At 43.3% G+C, this 21,965-nt stretch carries 19 protein-coding genes and 1 pseudogene; 11 read left to right on the top strand and 9 right to left on the bottom strand.

All coding sequences use genetic code 11. From position 1 onward, the window contains the following. Window positions 1-103 (top strand): annotated as a pseudogene (locus tag FQ082_RS12620) (IS1595 family transposase); the annotation flags it as partial. A gap of 28 nt (window positions 104-131) precedes the next feature. Here FQ082_RS12620 and FQ082_RS12615 read toward each other — a convergent pair. Next, window positions 132-869, bottom strand: coding sequence for a dienelactone hydrolase family protein (locus FQ082_RS12615; protein ID WP_149493413.1), 738 nt, complete (start codon window positions 867-869; stop codon window positions 132-134). A 161-nt stretch (window positions 870-1,030) separates the two neighbouring features. Here FQ082_RS12615 and FQ082_RS12610 point away from each other — a divergent pair, with 161 nt between their 5' ends. Continuing rightward, window positions 1,031-1,594: a YcgN family cysteine cluster protein gene (locus FQ082_RS12610; RefSeq protein WP_149493412.1), complete on the top strand. Its 564-nt coding sequence runs from the start codon at window positions 1,031-1,033 to the stop codon at window positions 1,592-1,594. A gap of 52 nt (window positions 1,595-1,646) precedes the next feature. Here the strand turns inward: FQ082_RS12610 and FQ082_RS12605 are convergent, their stop codons facing one another. Further along, window positions 1,647-2,990 carry a DUF4105 domain-containing protein gene (locus tag FQ082_RS12605; protein ID WP_149493411.1) on the bottom strand — a complete coding sequence of 448 codons (1,344 nt, stop codon included), beginning with the start codon at window positions 2,988-2,990 and terminating at the stop codon, window positions 1,647-1,649. A gap of 276 nt (window positions 2,991-3,266) precedes the next feature. Here FQ082_RS12605 and FQ082_RS12600 point away from each other — a divergent pair, with 276 nt between their 5' ends. The 5 genes from FQ082_RS12600 (at window position 3,267) to FQ082_RS12580 (ending at window position 10,670) form a co-directional block, all read left to right on the top strand. After that, window positions 3,267-4,166, top strand: a complete 900-nt coding sequence (locus FQ082_RS12600; RefSeq protein ID WP_011514586.1) for an HlyC/CorC family transporter — start codon at window positions 3,267-3,269, stop codon at window positions 4,164-4,166. A 307-nt stretch (window positions 4,167-4,473) separates the two neighbouring features. Then, window positions 4,474-6,048, top strand: a complete 1,575-nt coding sequence (gene lnt, locus FQ082_RS12595; protein WP_149493410.1) for an apolipoprotein N-acyltransferase — start codon at window positions 4,474-4,476, stop codon at window positions 6,046-6,048. Between the two features lie 136 nt (window positions 6,049-6,184). Then, the gene (locus FQ082_RS12590; protein WP_149493409.1) at window positions 6,185-6,616 is read left to right on the top strand and encodes a hypothetical protein; all 432 of its coding nucleotides are present in this window, start codon (window positions 6,185-6,187) and stop codon (window positions 6,614-6,616) included. 312 nt (window positions 6,617-6,928) lie between these two features. Then, a complete protein-coding gene (locus FQ082_RS12585; protein WP_149493408.1) occupies window positions 6,929-8,491 on the top strand; it encodes a peptide MFS transporter in 1,563 nt (520 codons plus the stop codon). 361 nt (window positions 8,492-8,852) lie between these two features. Continuing rightward, entirely contained in the window at window positions 8,853-10,670 is a 1,818-nt protein-coding gene (locus FQ082_RS12580) for an aminopeptidase P family protein (protein WP_149493407.1), read from the top strand. Between the two features lie 76 nt (window positions 10,671-10,746). Here FQ082_RS12580 and FQ082_RS12575 read toward each other — a convergent pair whose 3' ends face one another. From FQ082_RS12575 to FQ082_RS12565, 3 genes are all read right to left on the bottom strand, one after another. After that, the gene (locus FQ082_RS12575) at window positions 10,747-11,589 is read right to left on the bottom strand and encodes a cell envelope integrity protein TolA (protein ID WP_149493406.1); all 843 of its coding nucleotides are present in this window, start codon (window positions 11,587-11,589) and stop codon (window positions 10,747-10,749) included. 114 nt (window positions 11,590-11,703) lie between these two features. After that, window positions 11,704-12,975 (bottom strand): beta-ketoacyl-ACP synthase II, encoded by a 1,272-nt coding sequence (fabF, locus tag FQ082_RS12570; RefSeq protein ID WP_051130977.1) that lies wholly within the window; start codon window positions 12,973-12,975, stop codon window positions 11,704-11,706. A gap of 228 nt (window positions 12,976-13,203) precedes the next feature. Beyond that, window positions 13,204-14,577 carry an anhydro-N-acetylmuramic acid kinase gene (locus tag FQ082_RS12565; RefSeq protein WP_149493405.1) on the bottom strand — a complete coding sequence of 458 codons (1,374 nt, stop codon included), beginning with the start codon at window positions 14,575-14,577 and terminating at the stop codon, window positions 13,204-13,206. 119 nt (window positions 14,578-14,696) lie between these two features. Between FQ082_RS12565 and tyrS the strand changes: the two genes are divergently transcribed. Next, a complete protein-coding gene (gene tyrS / locus FQ082_RS12560) occupies window positions 14,697-15,908 on the top strand; it encodes a tyrosine--tRNA ligase (protein WP_149493404.1) in 1,212 nt (403 codons plus the stop codon). A gap of 132 nt (window positions 15,909-16,040) precedes the next feature. Beyond that, window positions 16,041-16,268: a DUF1653 domain-containing protein gene (locus FQ082_RS12555; protein ID WP_149493403.1), complete on the top strand. Its 228-nt coding sequence runs from the start codon at window positions 16,041-16,043 to the stop codon at window positions 16,266-16,268. 78 nt (window positions 16,269-16,346) lie between these two features. Here FQ082_RS12555 and FQ082_RS12550 read toward each other — a convergent pair whose 3' ends face one another. Together FQ082_RS12550 and FQ082_RS12545 are read right to left on the bottom strand one after the other, a co-directional pair. Continuing rightward, window positions 16,347-17,183, bottom strand: a complete 837-nt coding sequence (locus tag FQ082_RS12550) for an alpha/beta fold hydrolase (protein ID WP_149493402.1) — start codon at window positions 17,181-17,183, stop codon at window positions 16,347-16,349. Window positions 17,184-17,367: 184 nt separating this feature from the next. Then, the gene (locus FQ082_RS12545) at window positions 17,368-18,324 is read right to left on the bottom strand and encodes an alpha/beta fold hydrolase (protein WP_149493401.1); all 957 of its coding nucleotides are present in this window, start codon (window positions 18,322-18,324) and stop codon (window positions 17,368-17,370) included. Between the two features lie 235 nt (window positions 18,325-18,559). Here FQ082_RS12545 and FQ082_RS12540 point away from each other — a divergent pair, with 235 nt between their 5' ends. Continuing rightward, a complete protein-coding gene (locus FQ082_RS12540; protein ID WP_149493400.1) occupies window positions 18,560-19,216 on the top strand; it encodes a hypothetical protein in 657 nt (218 codons plus the stop codon). Window positions 19,217-19,240: 24 nt separating this feature from the next. Here the strand turns inward: FQ082_RS12540 and FQ082_RS12535 are convergent, their stop codons facing one another. Together FQ082_RS12535 and upp are read right to left on the bottom strand one after the other, a co-directional pair. Then, window positions 19,241-19,993, bottom strand: coding sequence for an SDR family NAD(P)-dependent oxidoreductase (locus tag FQ082_RS12535; protein WP_149493399.1), 753 nt, complete (start codon window positions 19,991-19,993; stop codon window positions 19,241-19,243). A gap of 80 nt (window positions 19,994-20,073) precedes the next feature. Beyond that, window positions 20,074-20,721 (bottom strand): uracil phosphoribosyltransferase, encoded by a 648-nt coding sequence (gene upp, locus FQ082_RS12530; protein ID WP_020444377.1) that lies wholly within the window; start codon window positions 20,719-20,721, stop codon window positions 20,074-20,076. 251 nt (window positions 20,722-20,972) lie between these two features. Here upp and FQ082_RS12525 point away from each other — a divergent pair, with 251 nt between their 5' ends. Further along, entirely contained in the window at window positions 20,973-21,680 is a 708-nt protein-coding gene (locus tag FQ082_RS12525) for a DNA glycosylase (RefSeq protein WP_262498229.1), read from the top strand. The last annotated feature ends 285 nt before the right edge of the window (window positions 21,681-21,965 follow it).

The raw sequence follows: 21,965 nt of genomic DNA, 5'->3' as shown, positions 1-21,965 counted from the left end.
TAAAAAGAACTTCCCTCTATTTTTAAAAGAGTGTGAGTTTAGATTCAATTATGGCGCACCGTCTAATCAGCTTAAAACGTTGAGAAAATGGTGTGATATTTAATCCTTATCTACTACAGCCCCAAAAACTATTATGCCAAATTGTCTTTCATAAACTCTAGCATATTGTCCCAGCTCTGTTTGGCCGCCGTTTCGTTGTAACCAAGATCAACATCATTTTTAGCAGCGCGCTCATCCGCATTTGGATTGGTAAAGCCATGCTTAGCACCATCATAAACATCAATAGTGTAATCAATGTTCGCCGCATCTAGCTCTGACTTAAGACCTTCTATCGCATCCATAGATACCATAGAGTCATCACGACCATGAGCAACCAATACTTTAGCAGTGAACTGCTCATTGGCAGGCTGTTTCGGTGATGGGTTGCCGTGGAAGGTAGCGACCGCTTTTAAGGGCATACCTTCGCGCGCCATATCGAGGACGATTTTGCCACCGAAGCAATAGCCAATTGCGCCTAAGTTATCGCTATCAACGGCTAGCTGATCACTAAAGTCATTGAGAATCAAACGGCAGCGCGCCATCAGCATATCTTGATCGGCTAATACTTGCTCCATCCACATATTTGCTTGTGCAGCATCTGAGGTTAGCTTACCTTCACCATATACGTCCATAGCGACCGCGGCGTAGCCTGCTTTTGCTAAGCGTTCAGTGACATTCTTTGGATGCTCGACTACGCCCCACCACTCTGGTGCGACCAAAATACCAGCGACAGGATTATCATCTGTCGCATTTTCTGGCAGCGCGACATAGCTAATCAATTGAATACCATTTTCTGTCGTACTGATTAATTCAAACGTCTTAATTGACATAGTGTTGTCCTTTTTTTAGGTAATGAAATTTACGTTATAAGTATCAGATATCTGTATTTTTTGAGTGATCTATTTGCTGACCTTTACTACCATAACGCCCAACTTAGTCAAAAACAGCTATAATACTGTAACGCTCTTTGTCAAAATGATACGGCAGTTTTATGACCCTAAATTTGTTAAATAACGATAAATCCCACTTAAGAGCTGCTACGGACACCCCTTTATTATTTGAAGGTGGCTCGACTGAATCACTGCGCCCGCAGTTTTGGTCACGCTATACGCTAGCAGAATTAAACCCTAGCGAATGGGAAGCCTTGTGTGATGGCTGCGGCAGTTGCTGCTTGATTAAATATATTGATGAGGACGAGCAGGGTAATGTTGATGAAGATTTTGTCGAATATACTGATGTAACTTGCCAGCTAATGGACTGTGCGACCGGCTATTGCAGGCATTATGCGACACGCCAAGAGCATGTGCCAGATTGCATTCAGCTGACCATTGAAAATCTGCCAAATATGATGTGGCTACCGTCGCACTGTGCCTATAAACGCTTATATAAAGGGCAAAGCTTGCCAAATTGGCATTTATTATTGACTCAAGATGCAGTGGCAACTCAGCAACAAATGCGCGCTGCCAATGTCGGCGTAGCAGGGCGCTGCGTGACTGAGATTGGTATGGATGATGAAGAGATGGAAACGCGCGTGGTGAATTGGGTAAAGCCTTAATAAGCTCTGACCTTTTTATTGTTAAAATCTTTAATCTCTTGTAGCAGTGATATTAATGGGAAGCTTGAGCGGCAGATTGAGCATTTGCTTCGGCAATAGCTTGTGAGTCAGCCAATGGCGGTATCGGAATGCTTTGTCGAATTTGTCGTGAAAATTCGCTGCCACGAATATCACCACTATTCTGAAATCCTTTAACCTTTGGATTGATATGGGTGCGCTCATACCAGGTATCCATCGACCAAGGTTGTCCTCTATTTTCGGGATTGGTATCTAGCATACCAGCATCATAAAGATAATTGGGCAACCAACCAGAGACCCAAATCCTGTAGTCCCATGGCAGACGATCATCACTGACCAGTCGCGCCATATAAAAGATAATATTGGTACAGTTACTGGTTAAAGTGTTGTACCACGCAGGCTTGGCGTTAAGCTCATCAGCCGCTGTCAAATATGACTCAAACAATGCTTTGACTTCATGCTGCTGTAGATGGCTAATGGGAAACAGATACACCTGCTCGCCGCGCGCGTTAGTACGTGTGTAGATAATATCGCGCTCTTCAGCGGCAATCAGGCTCAATTCAAAACGTCTAAAAAATCCTGCCAATGCCGAAAACGATTCGCCATTCTCTTTACGAATCTCAAATGAAAAGGCAAGCGGTCGCTCATCTTCAAACCGAAAGCTCACCAAAGTATGAGCAATCAGTGGTCCCATCCAATACGAATTACTCACATCGATACCCGATAGTTTAGACATATCAATCGTGCGCGTCTCCCAGCGCTCGGTCGCTTCTGTGTCGGTATGCCAATCAAAATTTCGTACATTGGTGAGTGTAATCAGATCAGGATTGCTAGGATCGCGCCTATAAGTGACTCTTTCAGAGACTTCTGGCATCCAGTCACGTGATTGCTCTGCTTCAATAGAGAAAAACCAGCCAAGACCGATGAGCCAAAATGCCGTATAAGTGGCTATAAGGCTTTTAACAACAGTCTTTGCAGAAATACGTTTACTATTCACTTTCCTTATGCCAGTGAGCCTGCTTATCAGTTTCTCAGCCATGCTTGTCCGCAAGTGAATAGCAAGTAGTGCTGCCAGTAGCCCAATGACAGTAATGGTTGTGAACCACGCGATAACTGATTGACCACCGAATTGATACCAAATCGCTAGCAATAGCCAAACCGCTGACAGTAACAGCGTTAGCGCAATAAAAAATTGCAACAAATAATATCGCCACTTGGGTTTGGTCGGCTTAGTTTTTAGTGGCTTACGATTTGATGGTTTATTCAATGTGCTATTTGCCTTGTCATTATTTAACTGATGATTGCCTAAGCCATTGTTTGAACGATGACCAGTTGAGTGCGACGAAAATAGGCGAGAAAAAAAGGCACGTAGCAACATAAGGTTTATTTTGCCTTTGTATTGGCTTTTATTAAGAAAGAAACAGGCTTTGACCATAGCAAAAATTGCAACACACTGGCAATACAATTTGAGTGAATTTGACGTTGAATGTCGCCAAGCCTTGCGATAAAGTAAACCTGATTAAGATGGATGATTTGTGCTTTAATATCCTCTTAATGATAAGCTGACTGTTTTATTTAGCCTTTTTATCCCCATCTATCATTTTTATGATTCTAATTGCCATTACATTAATTAAAGAGGTTAACTCACACCATCATGTCTGAAGATGCTCCAAGCCCGAGTAGTTGGTCGATGCGCGGCTTAAAACGCTGGCTATCGACCGCCCCCGAAACCCGAGATGAACTGATACGTTTGGTGCAAGACTCGCGCCAATTTCTAGAACCTGACACCGTGGATATGTTAGAAGGTGTGCTTGATTTGCCTGCAACACAAGTGCGTGAAATCATGACGCCGCGCCCGCAGGTGGTTGGGCTACATGAAAGCGCCAGCCTTGCTGAAGTCATGGACATCATCCTTGAAACCACTCATTCGCGCTATCCGGTTTTTGACAGCCAAGATGACGATGCGGTCATTGGTATTCTGTTGGCAAAAGATTTGATTCCTCTGTTGGTGCACATGGTGCGCGATGAAGAAGAGAAAATCAGTAGCAAGCGCTTAAGAGATTTGGTGCGTCAGCCACTCTATATCAGTGAAAGTGCACGCTCTGATACTTTGCTGCGCTCATTACAGCGTACCCAAGTTCATATGGCGATTGTTGTCGATGAATTTGGCAATTTTGGTGGTGTGGTCACGATGGAGGATTTGCTTGAGGAAATCGTCGGTGACATCGTCGATGAGCATGATGATTTTGATGAAGACAGTGACATTAATAATATCGTCGCTGACCCTGAAAAGCCCAATACTTGGCGTGTGCAAGCGTCTACCGTGATTGAAGATTGTAACGATGAGCTTGGCTGTCATTTTGATGATACTGATGTCGATACTATGGGTGGCTTGGTCATGCAGACTCTTGGTCATGTCGGAGATTTAGAAGGTGAGAGCGTGGTCATAGACGATTGGCAAATCACTATCACTGATGTCGAAGGGCGTTTTATTCAAAATCTTGAGCTGACTAAAATTAATCCTGAACAACAAATCTTGATTGGCAGCCATTAAACACTTTGTTGAATAAGTTGAGCCTATTGATTAGAGCTATTAAAGATACGCTTAACAGAGGTCATAACCATACAAAAAACACGATTGCGATCGTGTTTTTTGTTTTTTAGCATTTGTAATCACTCTTTGGTCGATAAATTGGTCGATAAAACACGCAAATTTACCCATTATTTTGGACAGACTGGTATTATGAGCAAGTTTGATTTTTGACGGCTGTATTGAGCATAATATGCCTGTTTTTATATGAAACGTCGATTGAATCATCAAGATTTGAAATTACTGAATAATAAAGTTTTGGATAACTGCTATGCGTCTGTCTACTGTTGATTTGCAAAAACGTCTAAACCCTGAGAAGCCAAAGGGCTTACCTTTGGTGCTGACGATATTGATTGCGTGGCTGGCAGGCGCAATATTTATCTTTGCACTCGCGCCTTATGGCTTTTGGCCCGTGGCTTTGGTTTCTCCGGCGATTTTATACGCTTTACTATTACCACAGATGAGCGGTAAGCGAGCATTTTTCATTGGTCAGGCTTATGGCACAGGGCTTTGGTGTGTGGGGGCGTTTTGGTTATATACCTCTATTCATGTGTATGGTGATACGCCAGTATGGCTTGCGCTGATTATGATTGCGCTAATGGGTCTGGGCATGGGGTTATTCCATGGCTTTTTGGCGCTGACTTTTAATCGGCTGGTTGGCAAGCAGCCGTTATCATTTGCCGCGCTATGGATATTGCAAGAGTGGATGAAGACTTGGCTGTTTACAGGCTTTCCGTGGCTGTTTGTCGGTTATGCGTTTACTGAGCAGTATTGGCTGTCGTCATTGGCACCAGTCGCTGGCGTGTTTGCTGTATCGTTTGTGGCCGTATTATTAGCAGCCAGTATCGTGGAGCAATTTCGCCGTCGCGGTGGTTATCTGATTGCTACGTTTGCGCTATTAATCATTAGTACTTCTTTATGGCTCATCAATCCACAATGGACGAAGCCAAAGGGCACACCTGATTTGTCGGTGTCGTTAATTCAGGGCAATATCCCCCAAGACTTAAAATGGCTGACTGAATACCAAGTAGAGACGCTAAAAATATATGCAACTTTGACCAGTACAGAATGGGAACGTGATATTGTCGTATGGCCAGAATCTTCTATTCCTATGTTTCAAGATGAAGCGATTGGTTTCATCAATGAAATGGTAAAGATGGCAAAAGAAACCGATACCACATGGGTCACAGGTATTCCTTATCGAGATCAAGCAGACTTTGATCCAAAAATGGATAAGTACCCGCCGTTTTATAATAGTGTGATTGCGCTTGGTAGTGATGCTGAAGGGATGTATAAAAAGCAGCGTTTGGTCCCCTTTGGTGAATATATTCCATTTGAGGGTATGCTAGATATCTTGCCAAATCTTGCTGGTAGCCAAGATATCATGAGCTATAGCCGTGGTAGTGATAGCCAATCACCACTGCGTGTACGTGGGCATAATCTGGGCGCGGCAGTATGTTATGAAGTCGCTTATCCTGATACCACGCGCAAAAATGCTATTGATACTGACTTTTTATTGACCATCTCAAACGATGCATGGTTTGGCACTTCAGCGGGTCCGCTGCAACATCTGCAAATGGTACAGATGCGCGCGCTAGAGAATGGACGCTGGTTTATGCGCGCGACCAATACGGGTGTGACTGCTATTATTGACCACAAAGGGCGTATCGTTAAACGTGCCCCGCAGTTTGAGCGTACCGTATTACGTGGCGATGTTCAGGCGCGTGTCGGTAATACCCCTTTTATGCGCTTTGGTAATTATCCTATTTTAATCGTGATTGCGCTGCTATTGTTATTGAGCTATCTTGGCAAACGATCGACGCCTCAAACACGTACGATTGAGTAATTACACCGTAAATATACGGTGGCTATCATATTTTTCGATAATAAAACCTTTAATTAGTTGAGGGTTTTAACAAATCGACATAAATTGCGATATAATAGCCCAATATTTTAAATATTTTGTGCAAGGTGGATAAGGTATGTCAGAACATATTGTCGAAAACAACCCTAAAAAAGAGCTATTGTTGACTTTAGGCGGTGTCGCCTTATTTTTAGGTATCGTCTTATTGATCGGTATTTCTGGTTTCTTGCGCCCAGCGGGAGAGCATATCACTGCTGAAACTATGCCAGCAGTTGAAGCAGAAGCAGAAGCACCTGCAACCGCAACCGAAGAGGCAGCAACTGCTACTGCCCCAGCAGCAGATAATACCGCAGTGGCGACTGCTACTCCCGCAGATGCGACAGTGACTCCAGCAACTGACGCTGATAGTGCCGTTGTTAGCGCAGAAGCAGGTACAGCTACTGCTGAAGGTACAGTAAGTCAAGCGGCAGTTGCCGATGCTGATTTAACAGCAGAACCTGCTGATGGAGTAGCAGCGGAAACTACTGAAAAAGCGCCTGCTGCACAGTAATTTTGCTGTCTTAGAGTGATAGCATAAATATAGTGATGAGCAAGATGTCTATAATTAAGTCTCTAAATGTAGCGTTCAGTCTCTACTTAGTGACATTGCTATTGCTGCTATGATTACGACTCAGCACAACCATAAAAACCCCGTTCTCAATCATGGAGAGCGGGGTTTTTTTATGGTTGTTTGTGTAATTATTGACCAATTCTCTCTTTACTTGCTTCCGAGCAGGTGAAACAATATTGCGCCTATAAAACCACTGACTAAAAGAATTAGGAATTGGGGCATTATCTAAGTGGAATTTAAGGGAATAGATTTATGAATATAGAATCAAAATCAGAGGTGAGTGCTGCCGAATTGGCATCGCTAGAAAACGGCTTTATGGGACATCCTAAGCCGCTACGCCCATTATTTTTCACTGAAATGTGGGAGCGTTTTTCTTATTATAGTATCCGTCCGCTACTCGTATTGTTTATGGTAGCGACTGTCGGTAGTGGGGGTTTTGGCTTTGATGAAGTGACTGCCTCTGCCATTTATGGTATTTTTGCCGGTTCGTTGTATTTAGCAGCCGTTCCAGGCGGCTGGCTAGCTGACAATTGGCTGGGTCAAGAGCGTGCGCTATGGTGGGGCAGTATTATTATTGCATTGGGTCATTTGTGTATCGCGCTTTCTGCTATGTTCGGTATGACGCTGTTCTTTATGGGTCTCATCTGTATCGTCTTGGGTTCAGGCTTGTTTAAAACCTGTATCTCAGTGATGGTTGGTGCCTTATACCCTAAGGGCGATTCGCGCCGCGATGGTGGATTTACTTTATTTTATATGGGTATCAATATTGGCGCGCTATTGGCAGCACTGATTGTGGGCGTATTTAAAGAAAAAGGGATGTGGCATATAGGTTTTGGCGTTGGTGGACTTGGTATGTTGGCTTCGCTAATCATTTACCGCTTTTCTGCTAAAAAGACGTTAAATCGTTATGCCAGTGCCAAAAATATCACCCCTGAATGGGAGCAAACGACAGGACTATTTAAAAACGTCGGTCAGTGGGTTGCAGGATTCTTAGCTTTGCTAGTTGCCATTGTGATTTTAGTATCCACTGGTATCATGCCATTTAACCCTGAGATGGTTGCAGAATATATGACTTATGTCATTGCTGCAGTGGTCATCTTATATTTTGCAGTAATGGCTATTTCACCAAGACTGGATAAAACAGATAAGCTGCGCTTGTTGATTTGCTTTATTTTGATTATTGGCTCGACGCTATTTTGGTCAAGTTTTGAGCAGCAACCAACGTCTTTTAACTTGTTTGCCGATCGCTATACAGATCTAAATGTTTTAGGGTTTGAAGTACCCAGTATCTGGTTTCAATCATTGAATCCGTTGTTTATCTTAATATTAGCGCCTATAGCTAGTATTTTATGGGTCAAGCTTGGCAATCGAGGTCTTGAGCCAAGTAGTATGACGAAGTTTGCGCTTGGTATGTTACTTGCGGCTGCTGGTTTTGCCTTGATGATATTTGCATCAAAAAGCATCTTAACCGCTGATGGCGGCTTGGCATCACCTTTATGGTTGGTTGGTAGTCTATTACTACTGACGCTTGGTGAGTTGGCACTGAGCCCTGTTGGGTTGTCTGCTATGACGAAGCTTGCGCCAAAAGGTATGCAAGGGCAGATGATGGGACTGTTCTTTGCTTCTGTTGCACTTGGCAACTTAGTTGCGGCATTCTTTGGTGGTCATGTATCAGCAGATAAGATTGAAGGATTACCCGGATTGTTTACCACTATGACTGTCTTTTTGGTAGTGACGGCAGTTATCTTGCTATTATTGGCAAAACCTATCAATAATATGCTCAAGCAAAGCGAGCATGCGGATCAAGCCAGCTAGATAACCAGTTATTGATTAGATGACTGGTCCAAGTCAGTGACTGATGATAAGACGTGTTACCATTATGGGTAGCAAGTCTTATTTTTTAATTTGGTAAGATATTTGCCTAAGGCTATTGAAAGCTGACTGTCTGCCCAAACATCTAAGGGTATTGTTTTTACTCTTACGCTTCATCAACCTTGTCTGATTACTATGCAAAATGACTTTGCCTAATATCATTTGCCTAATCTTTGTTATTTTTTAATTCACATGAAGAACCAAAGCAATTTCTCAAATAAGACGGCTATCCATAGTCGCCTCACGTTATTTTTTAAAAACTGTTTTAAATACTAATTTTTAAACACTCATAAGGAATTACCTAATGAATAAACAAGCCATCCATGATCGTATCGAGATCTTACGTCAAACCCTAGCAGCACAAGACCTTACTGCGATTATGGTCCCTTCTGCTGATCCGCATCTGTCTGAGTATTTACCAGAATATTGGCAGGCGAGGCTTTGGTTGTCAGGCTTTACCGGTTCGGTCGGTACATTGGTCGTTACCCCTGACTTTGCTGGTCTGTGGACCGACAGCCGCTACTGGGTACATGCAGCTGAGCAGTTGGATGGCACGGGTATTACTTTAGAGAAGCTAGCACCGGGTCAGCCAAACCATATCGATTGGTTAGCTACGCATTTGGCGGAAGGTGATAGCGTGGCAGTCGATGGCAATGTACTGTCTATCGCTGAGCAAGATCGCTTGCTTGATGCCTTTGAAGCCAATGATATTACCTTAATTACTGAGCGTGATCTATTGACGGAAGTATGGACTGACCGTCCAGCATTGCCAGCAGCCAGTTTATATGTACATGATGCACAGTTTTTAGCGCAGTCTGCTATCGACAAACTTGCCGCCGTCCGTGCGGGTATGGCAGAGGCAGGGGCGACGCATCATTTGCTCTCGAGCTTAGATGATATTGCTTGGCTGACCAACTTACGCGGCGCTGATGTTGATTATAATCCTGTGTTTTTGGCACATATGCTCATTAGCGAAAACGACGCGACCTTGTTTATTGATAATAATAAAGTCAGTAGCGAGATAGCACAAAGCTTGAAAGATAGCGGTATCGCAATTGCTGATTATGAGGCAGTGCAAGACGCATTGGGTACGCTCATAGCCGATGACTTATTGCTATTAGACCCGAGTAAAGTGGCAGTGGGTACGCTATCTAAAATGGCCGATGGCGTAGGTTTTATTGAGCAAATGGCGCCAAGTACTTTGCTAAAATCGGTTAAATCTGACGCTGACATCGATCATGTACGTGAAGCGATGCGTCAAGATGGCGCAGCATTATGTGAGTTTTTTGCCACCTTTGAGCAGCGTTTAGCAGACGGTGAACGTTTAAGTGAGCTGGATGTTGATAGTATGCTGATTGAGGTACGTAGTCAGCAGCCACATTATGTGTCGCCAAGTTTCCCGACTATCGCAGGTTTCAATGAAAACGGTGCTTTGCCGCATTACCGCGCAACACCAGAAAAATTCAGCTATTTAGAGGTAAATGAAGGCGAAGGCGGACTGCTACTGATTGATTCAGGTGCTCAATATCAAAACGGCACCACAGATATCACCCGGGTGGTTGGCATTGGTCAAGTAAGCACCGAACACAAACGCGACTTTACCACCGTACTTAAAGCACATGTTGCTTTAGCAAAAGCACATTTTCCTGATGGTATTGCCTCACCACTGATTGATGCGATTTGCCGTGCGCCACTATGGCAAGCTCAAATGGATTATGGTCACGGTACGGGTCATGGCGTTGGTTACTTCCTCAATGTCCATGAAGGTCCACAAGTTATTGCTTATAGCGCCAGTACGCCGAAAGAGCGTGCGATGAAGGAAGGTATGATATCTAGTAATGAGCCGGGTCTATACCGCGAAGGTAAGTGGGGGATCCGTATCGAAAACTTGATGGTTAATAAACGTATTGCTCAACCAGTAGAGACGGAATTTGGTAATTTCCTTAATTTTGAGACTGTTACTTACTGCCCAATTGATACGCGTTTGATTGAGCCGTCATTATTAAGTCAAATAGAGGTCGATTGGCTGAATGACTATCATCGCCAAGTCTATGCAGAGCTAAAAGACCGTGTTGAAGGCGCAGCACTTGAGTGGCTAACGGAGCGTACGCAAGCCATATAAACATTGCTCATTTTTAAGCAAGCATAAAAAAGCCCCGTAAATATTTATGGGGCTTTTTTTTGTTCAGAGAATGCGTTTAGTTTTTTGGAAGATTACCGTTAGAAAGATTTTTGTCTTGCTCGCTTAAATGTTGAGTCATCTCAGCACGTAGCCAAGATTTTAGGTTTTCAGACATCAGCATCATCTGATCGCTCAAATAATCGTCAATCTGCATTTCAAGCTCATGAATTAAGTCTTTATGAGTGACGCTGAGCTTGGCATCTTTAACGGCTAAGCTGATCGCTAAACTGGCTTTATTGTTGATGGCGTTAATACTGCTATCATTTTTGATGCTGTCATCATCAATTGCATTAGCATGTTCGCTAATGGTTTTACCGGCAACAGCATGTTTCTCAGTATCAGACTCATTATTGATAATGGCATTAGCAATACTGTCAGTGTTTGTCTTATCAGTATCGGTTGTATCCGGCTCTACAGCAGCTAAAGAAGTCTCTTTGCCTACTTGTTTTTGAGCGTTTTCAGCTTCTTTGCGCTTATTTTCTTCTTTCAGAGCTTCTTCTTTTAATCTGCTAGCCTCTTTTAATTGAGCCTCTTCTTGACGTTTGGTCTCTTCTGCCGCTTTGATTTTTTGTTCTTCTTCTAAACGCTGTTGTTCAAAAATTAGCTGTTCTGCCGCTTGTTTATCAGCGATTGCCTTGGCGATAGTTTGCTCAGCTTCGTGATTCTCATAAAGGTCATCAAGATGCGCATCTAGGTCATGGGTACTAAACACAAAGGTTTCAAATGGCGTTTCAGCTTTCAATAAAGTCGTGATATCGGTGAGTTCTTGGATGATTGAGGCACGGATAGGCTCTGGTGCACACGTCCAGCGCTGATAAAACTGATGAGAAAATGAATAGCTTGACATGGTATCGTCCATAAATGTTGCAAAAATTACCCCTTATCATACGCAAGGATGATAAGGGGCTGCAAGTAGACAATCGTAGTAAATCTGCCACCAAGGTTACAAGGCCTCACTCATAAGCTTAATGCTTTAATCATTGAGTGGCCAGCGGGCAAATATCAGTGAACCATTGGTGCCGCCAAAACCAAAGCTATTGGATACGGCATACTGCAAGTTCTCAACTTGGCGTGATTGGTTGGCGACATAATCCAGATTACAGTTATCTTCAACATTGTCCAAATTAATCGTTGGTGGTACTTGCTGATGTTGCAAAGCAAGCACAGTAAAGATGGCTTCAACGCCGCCCGCAGCGCCAAGTAGATGACCGGTCATTGATTTGGTGGAGCTGACCAAGATGCTATCTTTCACCGGGGCAAATACCGTTTCAATGGCGATAGATTCCGCGACATCACCGGCAGGCGTGCTAGTGCCATGAGCGTTTACATAGCCTACGACTGACGGCTCAATACCAGCATCGTTTAAAGCATTACGCATAGCACGTGCTGCGCCACTACCATCTTCTGGCGGCGCAGTAATGTGACTGGCATCATCACTCATACCAAAGCCAACCAATTCAGCCAGTATCGTCGCACCGCGCGCTTTTGCGTGAGCAAGACTTTCTAGTACCATGACACCTGCGCCATCCCCAAGCACAAAACCATCGCGGTCTTTATCAAACGGGCGTGAGGCGCGGGTAGGCTCATCATTGCGGGTTGAGAGGGCATGCATAGCACCAAAACCTGAGATACCAAGTGGGCTTGAGCCTTTTTCACTACCGCCTGCTAGTATCACATCGGCGTCGCCATAAGCAATCAAGCGCGCTGCCAGACCAATTGCATGAGTTGCTGTAGTGCAAGCAGTGGACGTTGCAAGGTTTGGACCTTTTAAAGTATGTTTGATTGCCACCAGTCCTGCTGCCATATTGACGATAGAGCCTGGAATGATAAAGGGAGAGACTTTACTGGCACCTTTTTCACGTAAAGTATCACGGCTATTTTCGATGTTTTGAATACCACCAATACCTGAGCCTATAATGACACCAAAGCGTTCTTGATCAACACCTTGTACCGGAGCGTCAGCAGCGCTTACTTCATTGATAAAACCTGCTTGCTGTAGCGCCATCGAGGAAGCAGCAACCGCATAATGCATAAAATCATCATAACGGCGTGCGTCTTTAGCATTCATGTATTGCTTTGGATCGAAGTCTTTGACCACGCCTGCGATTTGCGCACGATAACCAGATGCATCAAAATGACTAATAGCTGTGATGCCGCTTTCACCTTTGAGTAGTTTCGCCCACGAGCTTTCGACATCTAATCCCAATGGCGTGACCGCGCCCATACCTGTCACGACAACGCGCATCTCATCAGTGCGTTCAAAATGTGGCGGCTTATGACGTTTTTTTGTCTGAGCGGTGGCAATAGGGTTATTAACAGTACTATTCGTAGCTTGGTCGATAAGTGAGTCGTTCGGTAAACTGCTGTGCTGGCTCATTCGCTATATCCTATACTGACAGATCCTAAGAGGAGTGTATTTCTAAAGCCATTATAAAACACATAGGTGTACGCATGTAAACTAAAATTTGACCGCTCAGGCAAAACATACTTGTCCTAATACCACGCCTTTGCTTGCGCCTGTCACGGCAGGCAAGTTACCGGTTTCACCCATAAGTGTTTGTCTTGCTAACCAAGCAAAGGCAACGGCTTCTACCCAAGTTGGCTCAAGTCCTAAGCTGGCTGTCGTTTCTACTTTGCATCGTGGCAGATGTACTTGTAAGCGAGTCATTAAATAATTATTTAACGCCCCGCCGCCGCAGACATAAACAGCATTATTGCTACTAGCATTGATAAATAAATTGATTTGCGCACTGGCACTGATGGCGGTCAGCTCAGTGAGCGTTGCTTGTACGTCGGCGGATGAGTAGCGAACATCAGCAGAAGCCTGGTCGAATTTTTGTAACTCATCTTGTAGCCATGCTAAGTTAAAATCTTCACGCCCCGTACTTTTTGGATAGGTTTTCTTAAAAAATGGATGCTCTAATAGCTGATTCAGTAAAGGCTCAACGACTTGACCTGACTGTGCCCATGTACCGCCCGCATCATAATCCTTGTCCGTGTGCAATGTTGTCCACGCATCCAATAATAGATTGGCAGGACCGGTATCATAACCAACCACGCTATCAGATGGCTGATTTTCTGAGTGTTCATTAGAATCTACAAGGTCATTAGAAATCGCTGGCAAGACAGCGATATTAGCAATACCGCCCAAGTTTAATAACACACGCGTGCTATCAGGCACCGCAAACAATGCTTGATGAAAAGCTGGAACCAAAGGCGCACCTTGACCACCGACTGCCATATCACGGCGACGGAAATCACTGACGACGCTAATGCCCGTACGTTCAGCAATGATATTGGCATCGACCAATTGCAAGCTAAAACCCATCTGCGGACGATGGCGTACCGTTTGACCATGACAGCCAATCGCTAGTACAGATTCACTATCAGTATTTGATTGCTGCAATAACGTATTAACCACGTCGCTTGAAAATTCTGCATATTCTTTACTTGCCCAGCCAAACCAGTCTAGTTCGCTATTTGGTTCATCATCGGATGGCGTTAATGCTTGAATCCCATTAGGCTGACACAATGCTAATAGCACTTCACGCAGACGCGGCGGGAAATCTTGGCTATGAGTCGCTAACAAGTGCATCGGTTGCCGGGTATTATCTTTCTCACTGAATTGACAAAGGACCGCGTCCATACCATCTAAGCTAGTGCCCGACATCATACCTATATATAAGCCATCATCGAAGTTTTTAAACACCGTTTGTTCGAGCGCATCGGTCAAGGTGGCATAGTTTAAATCGTCCATATTATCTAGACGGCTATCAAAATCATTATCTAAACTCAGATCTGAAAAATTATTATGCTGACTATCAGCAATCGATGCAGGGTTGGTCATGGCAATTTACCTTAAAAAACGCTAGTATATCTGTCAAATTCTAACATTTTTTGATGGCTACGAGATTCTAAATAGCCCAAACGCTTTACCCTTTAAATAAAGACAATAAAGAGAGCATCATGACCACCGAAACTTACACCTTAGAAGAACAACTAGCGATAATCCAACGCGGTACACAAGAAATCCTATCTGAAGAAGATTTGGTTAAGAAGTTGAAACTGAATCGTCCGCTGCGTATCAAGGCAGGCTTTGATCCTACCGCGCCTGACCTGCATTTGGGTCATACTGTGCTGATCAATAAGTTGAAGCATTTTCAAGATTTGGGTCATGAGATTTATTTTCTAATCGGCGATTATACCGCCAAGATTGGTGACCCTTCTGGCAAAAACAGCACGCGTCCGCCATTGACCGATGAGCAAATCAAAGTCAATGCGCAGACTTATGCGGAACAAGTCTTTAAGATTTTGGATAAAGAAAAAACCAAGATTGTCTTCAACTCTGAATGGTTTAAAGACATGTCAGCGGGCGATATGATCCAGCTTTCTAGCCAGTTGACCGTCTCGCGTATGCTTGAGCGCGATGATTTCTCTAAACGCTACGCGGCGCAAACGCCGATTGCTATTCATGAGTTTCTCTACCCATTGGTGCAAGGTTATGACTCTATCGCACTAAAAGCCGACGTCGAGCTTGGCGGTACTGACCAAACCTTTAACATCCTGATGGGACGCACCTTGCAAGGTCGTTACGGTCAAGAGCCGCAGGTTTGTATTACCGTGCCAATCTTAGAAGGACTAGACGGTGTTAATAAAATGTCTAAGTCACTTGGCAACTATGTCGGCATTTACGATGCGCCGGGCACCATGTATCAAAAACTGCTGTCGATGCCAGATACTTTAATCCGTCGCTACTTTGAGTTTTTAAGCTTTAAGCCGATGGAAGAAGTCGAAGCGTTAATGGCAGAGATGGAAAACGGTCGCAATCCACAAGAAGTCAAACGTATTCTTGCTGAAGAATTGATTGAGCGTTTCCATGATGCCGATGCTGCGGCTAATGCTCACAAGTCAGCGGGTAACGTGCTTGCTGATGGCGAATTGCCAGTCGATTTACCAGAAGTGACCTTAGATTTAGAAGGGCAGGACGCATTATTTATCACGCAGATATTAAACCAAGCAGAGCTTGCCAAAAATAGCTCATCGGCTAAAGACATGATTAAACGCGGCGCGGTGAAAGTAGATGGCGAAGTCGTCGACGCGGGCTTTAGCTTAACCTCAGGTCAGACGGTTGTTATCCAAGCAGGCAAAAAGGCTTATGCGAAAGTGACAGTAGCTTAATAATTTATTGAGACAAGCTATTGATAATAAGAATAAGGTCGACATGATGGTCGACCTTATCTATTTTTGCGATATAAATATAATGAGAAAGTATTTGATTCGTGCATTTATAATAGAAATTAGGGTGCAATCATGACAAAACCTATCCCCCAAGGTATCTACCGCCATTACAAAGGCAGCCTTTACCAAGTCTTGCATACTGCGCAGCATTCCGAAACGGAAGAAGCGTTAGTCGTTTATCGCTGTCTCTACGGTGAGTATGGCGTTTGGGTAAGACCGTTAGTGATGTTTTCTGAAACTGTCACGGTAGATGGTGAAAAAGTACCAAGATTTGAGTTGATTAAAGCCTTGGCTGATTAAACCTAAGAATTTTCTGATAACTTATAATCAAAAAAAGCGACCATTCAAGGTCGCTTTCTTGTTTATATACAAAATTCATTAGCTGTTTAAAAAATCAATTAAAGCTTCATTAAATTCTTTAGCATGCGTCACATTGATACCGTGCGGGCCGCCTTCAACGATATGAAGTTGACTATCTGCAATCATTTCGTGCGAACGCTGACCACTGACCTCTAACGGTACGATTTGATCTGCATCGCCATGAATGACCAAAGTTGGTACATCAAATACTTTTAGGTCATCACGGAAATCGGTATAGCTAAAAGCTTTAACACAATCGTAGCTAGCTTTGGCGGAGGCAAATGCAGCAATATCACGGTTATATAAGCGTAATGGTTTACTAACTAATAACGTGCCGTCTTTTGGGGTAAAAAACTTCTTAGTAAAATCATTTAGGAAGGCAATACGGTCACCGCTGACACCATCTAAGAATTCCTGAATATCTTGCTTTTCTAGACCACCTTCAGGATTGTCATCTGTTTTATATAAATAAGGCGGCACAGCAGAGGCTAATACTGCTTTACTGATACGCTCAGAACCATATTTCCCAAGATAACGTGCCACTTCGCCGCCGCCCATAGAGAAGCCGACGATAGTAGCATTTGTTAAATCTAGCTCATCCATCAAGGCTTTTAAATCTTGTGCCAAAGTATCGTAATCATAACCATTCCATGGCTGGGAGGATTTCCCGAAACCACGTCTATCATACGTAATCACTTGATAACCAGCCTCAACCAGCACAGGAAGTTGTGACTCCCATGCCCGTCCGCTTAATGGCCAACCATGAATTAACACGACAGGTTTGCCGGTACCTTGGATTTCGTAATACAGTTCGACAGGTTGCTCGTTTTGTGTTGCAACTTTTACATATGGCATGTTCAGATCCTTTTTATACTATTATAAAGTTTTTATAATGACGCACTTTTTTGATTTGGTTTTTTGGTTAATGAAGGCGAACGTCAGCTTTTTAGTATAAAAGTAGGTTTGAGTAATTACTATGACGTGTTGTAAAGTTATAGTGTCGATTATAGAGTTTTTAAGTGACATCGTAATGTTATGCTTAAGTTTCCAAAAAACTCTTTAACACTTTATAAAACCCAACAGGTTCATCCATCGGTACTGCATGACCTGAGTGCGGCAACACTACCTCAGTTGCATTGGGTAGCATCTGGGTGACTTTTTGCTGCCACTTAGCATTGTAAAGTTTGGAGCGCCCGCCAATCAGATTAACTACTGGAATAGTGACCTGTTCTATCGCGCCGCGGAAGTCATAGGGTAAGGTCAGATAGGCTTGTAAGCAGCACATTTTATGATGCCAAATACTGTGTTCATAAAGTGCAAGTTTGGGATCGTTTTTATAGGTCATCACTTGTATAAAAGCTTTTGAGCGCGTGCGATTGACGGATAACAGAGAAAATAGTCGTTCGACATCCGTTGCACGGCGTTTAAGAGCAAAAGGCAGGTGGGTAAAGCTTTCGATGTCAGCATAAGGCAAAGTCTTATCAATCACCTCATGAAAGATATCGAATACTTCTTGCTGGCGCGTGCCAAACAAGCCACCTTGCCAATCAGGTTGATTATGAATAGCGGGACTTTGGTCAATATTCAAATAGCGGCTGACTCTTTCGCTACCATAACGCTCAAAATACGCCCACATCACTTGCGCGCCCATCGAGATGGCGGCAACTGGCAAGGATTCTATACTGCGTGCTAAGCAAATTTGCTCAATGACGACACTAGTATCATCTGCATACTGACGCACAAAATCAAACTGGGTCAGCTTGATATCTTTTGCCGCCCCAAACCCTCGCAAATGCGGTAGATAAAATGCGTAGTTGCCAACTAAGGGTAAAATAAACGGCAAAAACTCACGCGCATCCATACCATAGGCATGCAAGAGTAGCATGGGTTTACCATTTCCTATGACAGATACGGGTAGTAATGTGCCGTCAGTCAAAGCGATATCAATTATTTTCAACTGATAGTTAGCAGGCAGTTTGATTAAATTTCTCTTCATAAGGCAATGCACCTTGTTTTCATTAATCGGTTTTACCAAGTCGATTTAGCCAAAATATATCGTAGCAAAAGTCTTTATCTCATTTCTAAAAGACTGCTATATTAAAATAGGTAACTGACCATAACATAAAAGCTGTTTAGGGTTAAAAGCAGTTGAGCGGTAAAAGTAGCGACTTGTCATAGACTGTGATCAATCGAATCAAACGTCAGCAAGTAAAATATAAGGATATCAGTCTATGAACAAGTCAAATTTACCATTGCTTGATAGCAGCCTATATCCGCAAATCTGGCAGCAGCAGAACTTTGCTAGTCCACAGACATTATTGATGGAGATGTTAACAGCAGATATCACACTAGACGCCGATGCTTTCACCAAGCAATTGCTAGCCAATGATATTTATCAAGACTGGATTAATAGCAGCGTGTTTGGACGTTATTTACATCGTAATTTTACGGCGTTCTCTCAGCAAACAGAAGACAGTTTCAATATTGATATGCCTTCGCTGTTTCGTCAGGAATTGATGCGTCACGCGCAGTATTTACCATTAGAGCAGGTATTGTTTTTTGCAGGGGATTTACCAAAAAGTGTGCGTCGGACAAAGGTGTTAATTACAACTGTTAATCCTGTTACCGCCATCATTAATGCTCAAAAGTTAAGTGAAAAAGCTACCATCAATAATTCGACCACGATTATCAATCAGATAGTGATTAAAGGTAAACAAGTCTTAGGATTTCCGATACGGCACAATAAACGCACTAGCGAGCGCTTGCGTAATGAAGTACTGATTTTAGATTTTCAAGAGTTGCGCTTGGTCAATGAAGAGAATGTCAGTAGCAAAAAAAGAAGCAACATAGATGCGACTATATTGCTTCGGTCTTATGAATTACGTTAATAGGCCAAACAGTCAGCTAAAATTTTAAGAGTCTTGCTTAGCAATCGTTAGTCCGTTATAAGTTTGCGCGACAGGCATGACTTCCAAGCGATTGACATTAATATGAGCAGGCGATTCAATCAACCATAATAAAATATCGCCGATATCATCGCCGGTCATGGTTTTAAAGCCGTCGTAAACCTGAGCAGCTTTATCGTCATCGCCGTGGTAACGCACGTTTGAAAACTCAGTACCCGCGACATTACCCGGTTCAAGGTTGGTCACGCGCACTTGCGTACCGATGAGATCCGCACGCAAATTTAAGCTAAACTGTTTGACAAAGGCTTTGGTCGCGCCATAGACGTTACCACCAAAATAAGGCCAACTTCCGGCAATTGAGCCGACATTAATGATATAACCGCTATCGCGTGCGACCATGGCTGGCAAGACCGCGTGAGTCAGCGCCATCAACCCTTTAATATTGGTATCGGTCATACGCATCCAATCATCAAGACTAGCACTGTGAGCAGGCTCTGTACCAAGTGCCAGTCCCGCATTATTTACCAAGACATCGATTTGTTTAAAATCAACAGGCAAATCTGCAATGATTTGCGGGATAGACGCTGTATCACTCACATCCATAACCACAGGTAAAAACGCCTCGCCCAAAGTTTCTGCCAAAGCATTTAGTTTGTCTAAGCGTCTGGCACAGCCAATCACGCGATGACCTTTGGCAATCAAACGCTCAGCCAGCGCTTTACCGAAACCCGCGCTTGCCCCTGTAATCAATACGTTCATCTTATATCCTTATCATTGATGTTTTGTACATATGTCATGTTGTTTGAGACGACAGCTTGTCTTAGTTTATCTGCTTTGGCTTACTTATTAAATAATTGCTTACCAAAGATTTTATCGCCCGCATCGCCCAGACCTGGAATAATATAACCGTGCTCATCCAAATGACTATCTAATGCAGCAGTATAAATAGTCACGTCAGGATGTGCTTCATTGACTACACGGACGCCTTCAGGTGCCGCAACTAATACCAAGGCTTTGATATTGGTACAGCCGTTTTTCTTAAGCATTTCGATAGTTGCAACCATAGAGCCGCCAGTGGCTAACATTGGGTCAATGATAAGGGCTGGGCGTTTGTCCATATGGCTGACAAACTTTTCAAAGAACGGCACCGGTTGTAAGGTTTCTTCATCACGCTGTAAACCAACGACAGAGATTTTTGCCGTAGGAATCAAATCGAGTACCCCATCAAGCATACCAATACCTGCACGTAAAATCGGTACGATAGTTGCCGTCTTACCGATGATTTGCTCACCAACGATTTCACCACACCAGCCTTCCATCGGAAAGGTTTCAATTTCAAAATCGCGGCTTGCTTCATATGCCATCAAGCGCGCAAGCTCTTTGGTTAATGTACGAAACTTATAAGTACTACAGTCTTTTTCGCGCATAAGGCTGAGTTTATGACGGACTAACGGGTGATCGATAACAGTGATTTTTAAGTCGCTCATAAGTATTCTCTTGGGTTTTTGGTCTGATGCTTGATTAGTATAAAAGATACAAACACTTACTGCACTTCAACCCTATATTTAGCCCATCAATAGTAAGCTTAATACTTTAACAAAAAGTAAGCCAAAGGCAATTATAACGAGCTCGGTTTTGTTTAAGCCGACTATGTTTGACTATATAGCGCTATAACAAATGAAGTAGTGTTTAACCCTGCTATGATAGCAAAAAAACCGCTTTTCTGATGAAGAATCTTATGACCAAAACCTCACTGAATAATCTCACCCATCCACAAAAAGCTGCTAACGACTTTGTGTGGACACAGAAATTAAAGACCGATAGCGCAAATATCGAAACCCATCCTTTTGGTCCTGTCCTACCACCTGATGCCACCGTCATGATGATGGGCAGTTTTCCGCCCACTGCCGATAAATGGGCAATGAGGTTCCATTATCCCAATTTTCAAAATGACATGTGGCGCATTTATGGATGCGTATTTTTTGATGATGCGGATTATTTTAGAGTAGGGGAGGAGAAACGCTTTGATCCTGAGCGCATTCGAGCCTTTATGTTTGAGCGTGGTATTGCCTCTTGTCCCACGGTAGTACAAGCGATTCGTGAAACAGGCAATGCGTCTGATAAAGACCTTACGGTCGTGACCACCGTCGATCTAGACACAATTTTGCCGCAAGTACCGAAAGTACAGGCGCTATTCACCACTGGTGGTAAGGCAACAGAGGTCTTACTGAACTTATTAGCTGAACCACCTGCCAAATCAAAGCATCCTAAGACCAATCAAAGTATGGACTATCCTTATAAGTGGCAGGATAAAGATAATAAAAAATCTGATGTTAATAGTTTAACCTTATATAGACTGCCTTCTACTTCGCGCGCCTATCCTTTAGCATTAGATAAAAAAGTCTCTGCTTATAAAGACTTCTTCAAAAAGATAGGTAAGCTATAAAAGTGTTATATATAGAAGAAGCTATGAGGCTATATATAAGCACTAACTAAGGACAAGAATTGATTTTGGTAAAGGTAAAAGTACTTTCAACCCTAACTGACTGATAAATGGATGGTATTGATGATAAGGATAGATAATCGCCAAAATATCGGGCAAACCCCCTTGACCCTCTACTAAAACAGCGTATACTGCCACCCAGTCGGAGAGGAAGGCGGGTTGAAGTGATTTACCGCTTAGACAATTTAGCCAACCGAAAAAATTACTTTTAAGTTAACTCAAATTAAA

It is taken from the genome of Psychrobacter sp. ANT_H56B (assembly GCF_008369245.1).
GTDB classification, from domain to species: Bacteria; Pseudomonadota; Gammaproteobacteria; order Pseudomonadales; family Moraxellaceae; genus Psychrobacter; species Psychrobacter cryohalolentis.
This window is presented reverse-complemented; position numbering and strand designations above follow the sequence as displayed.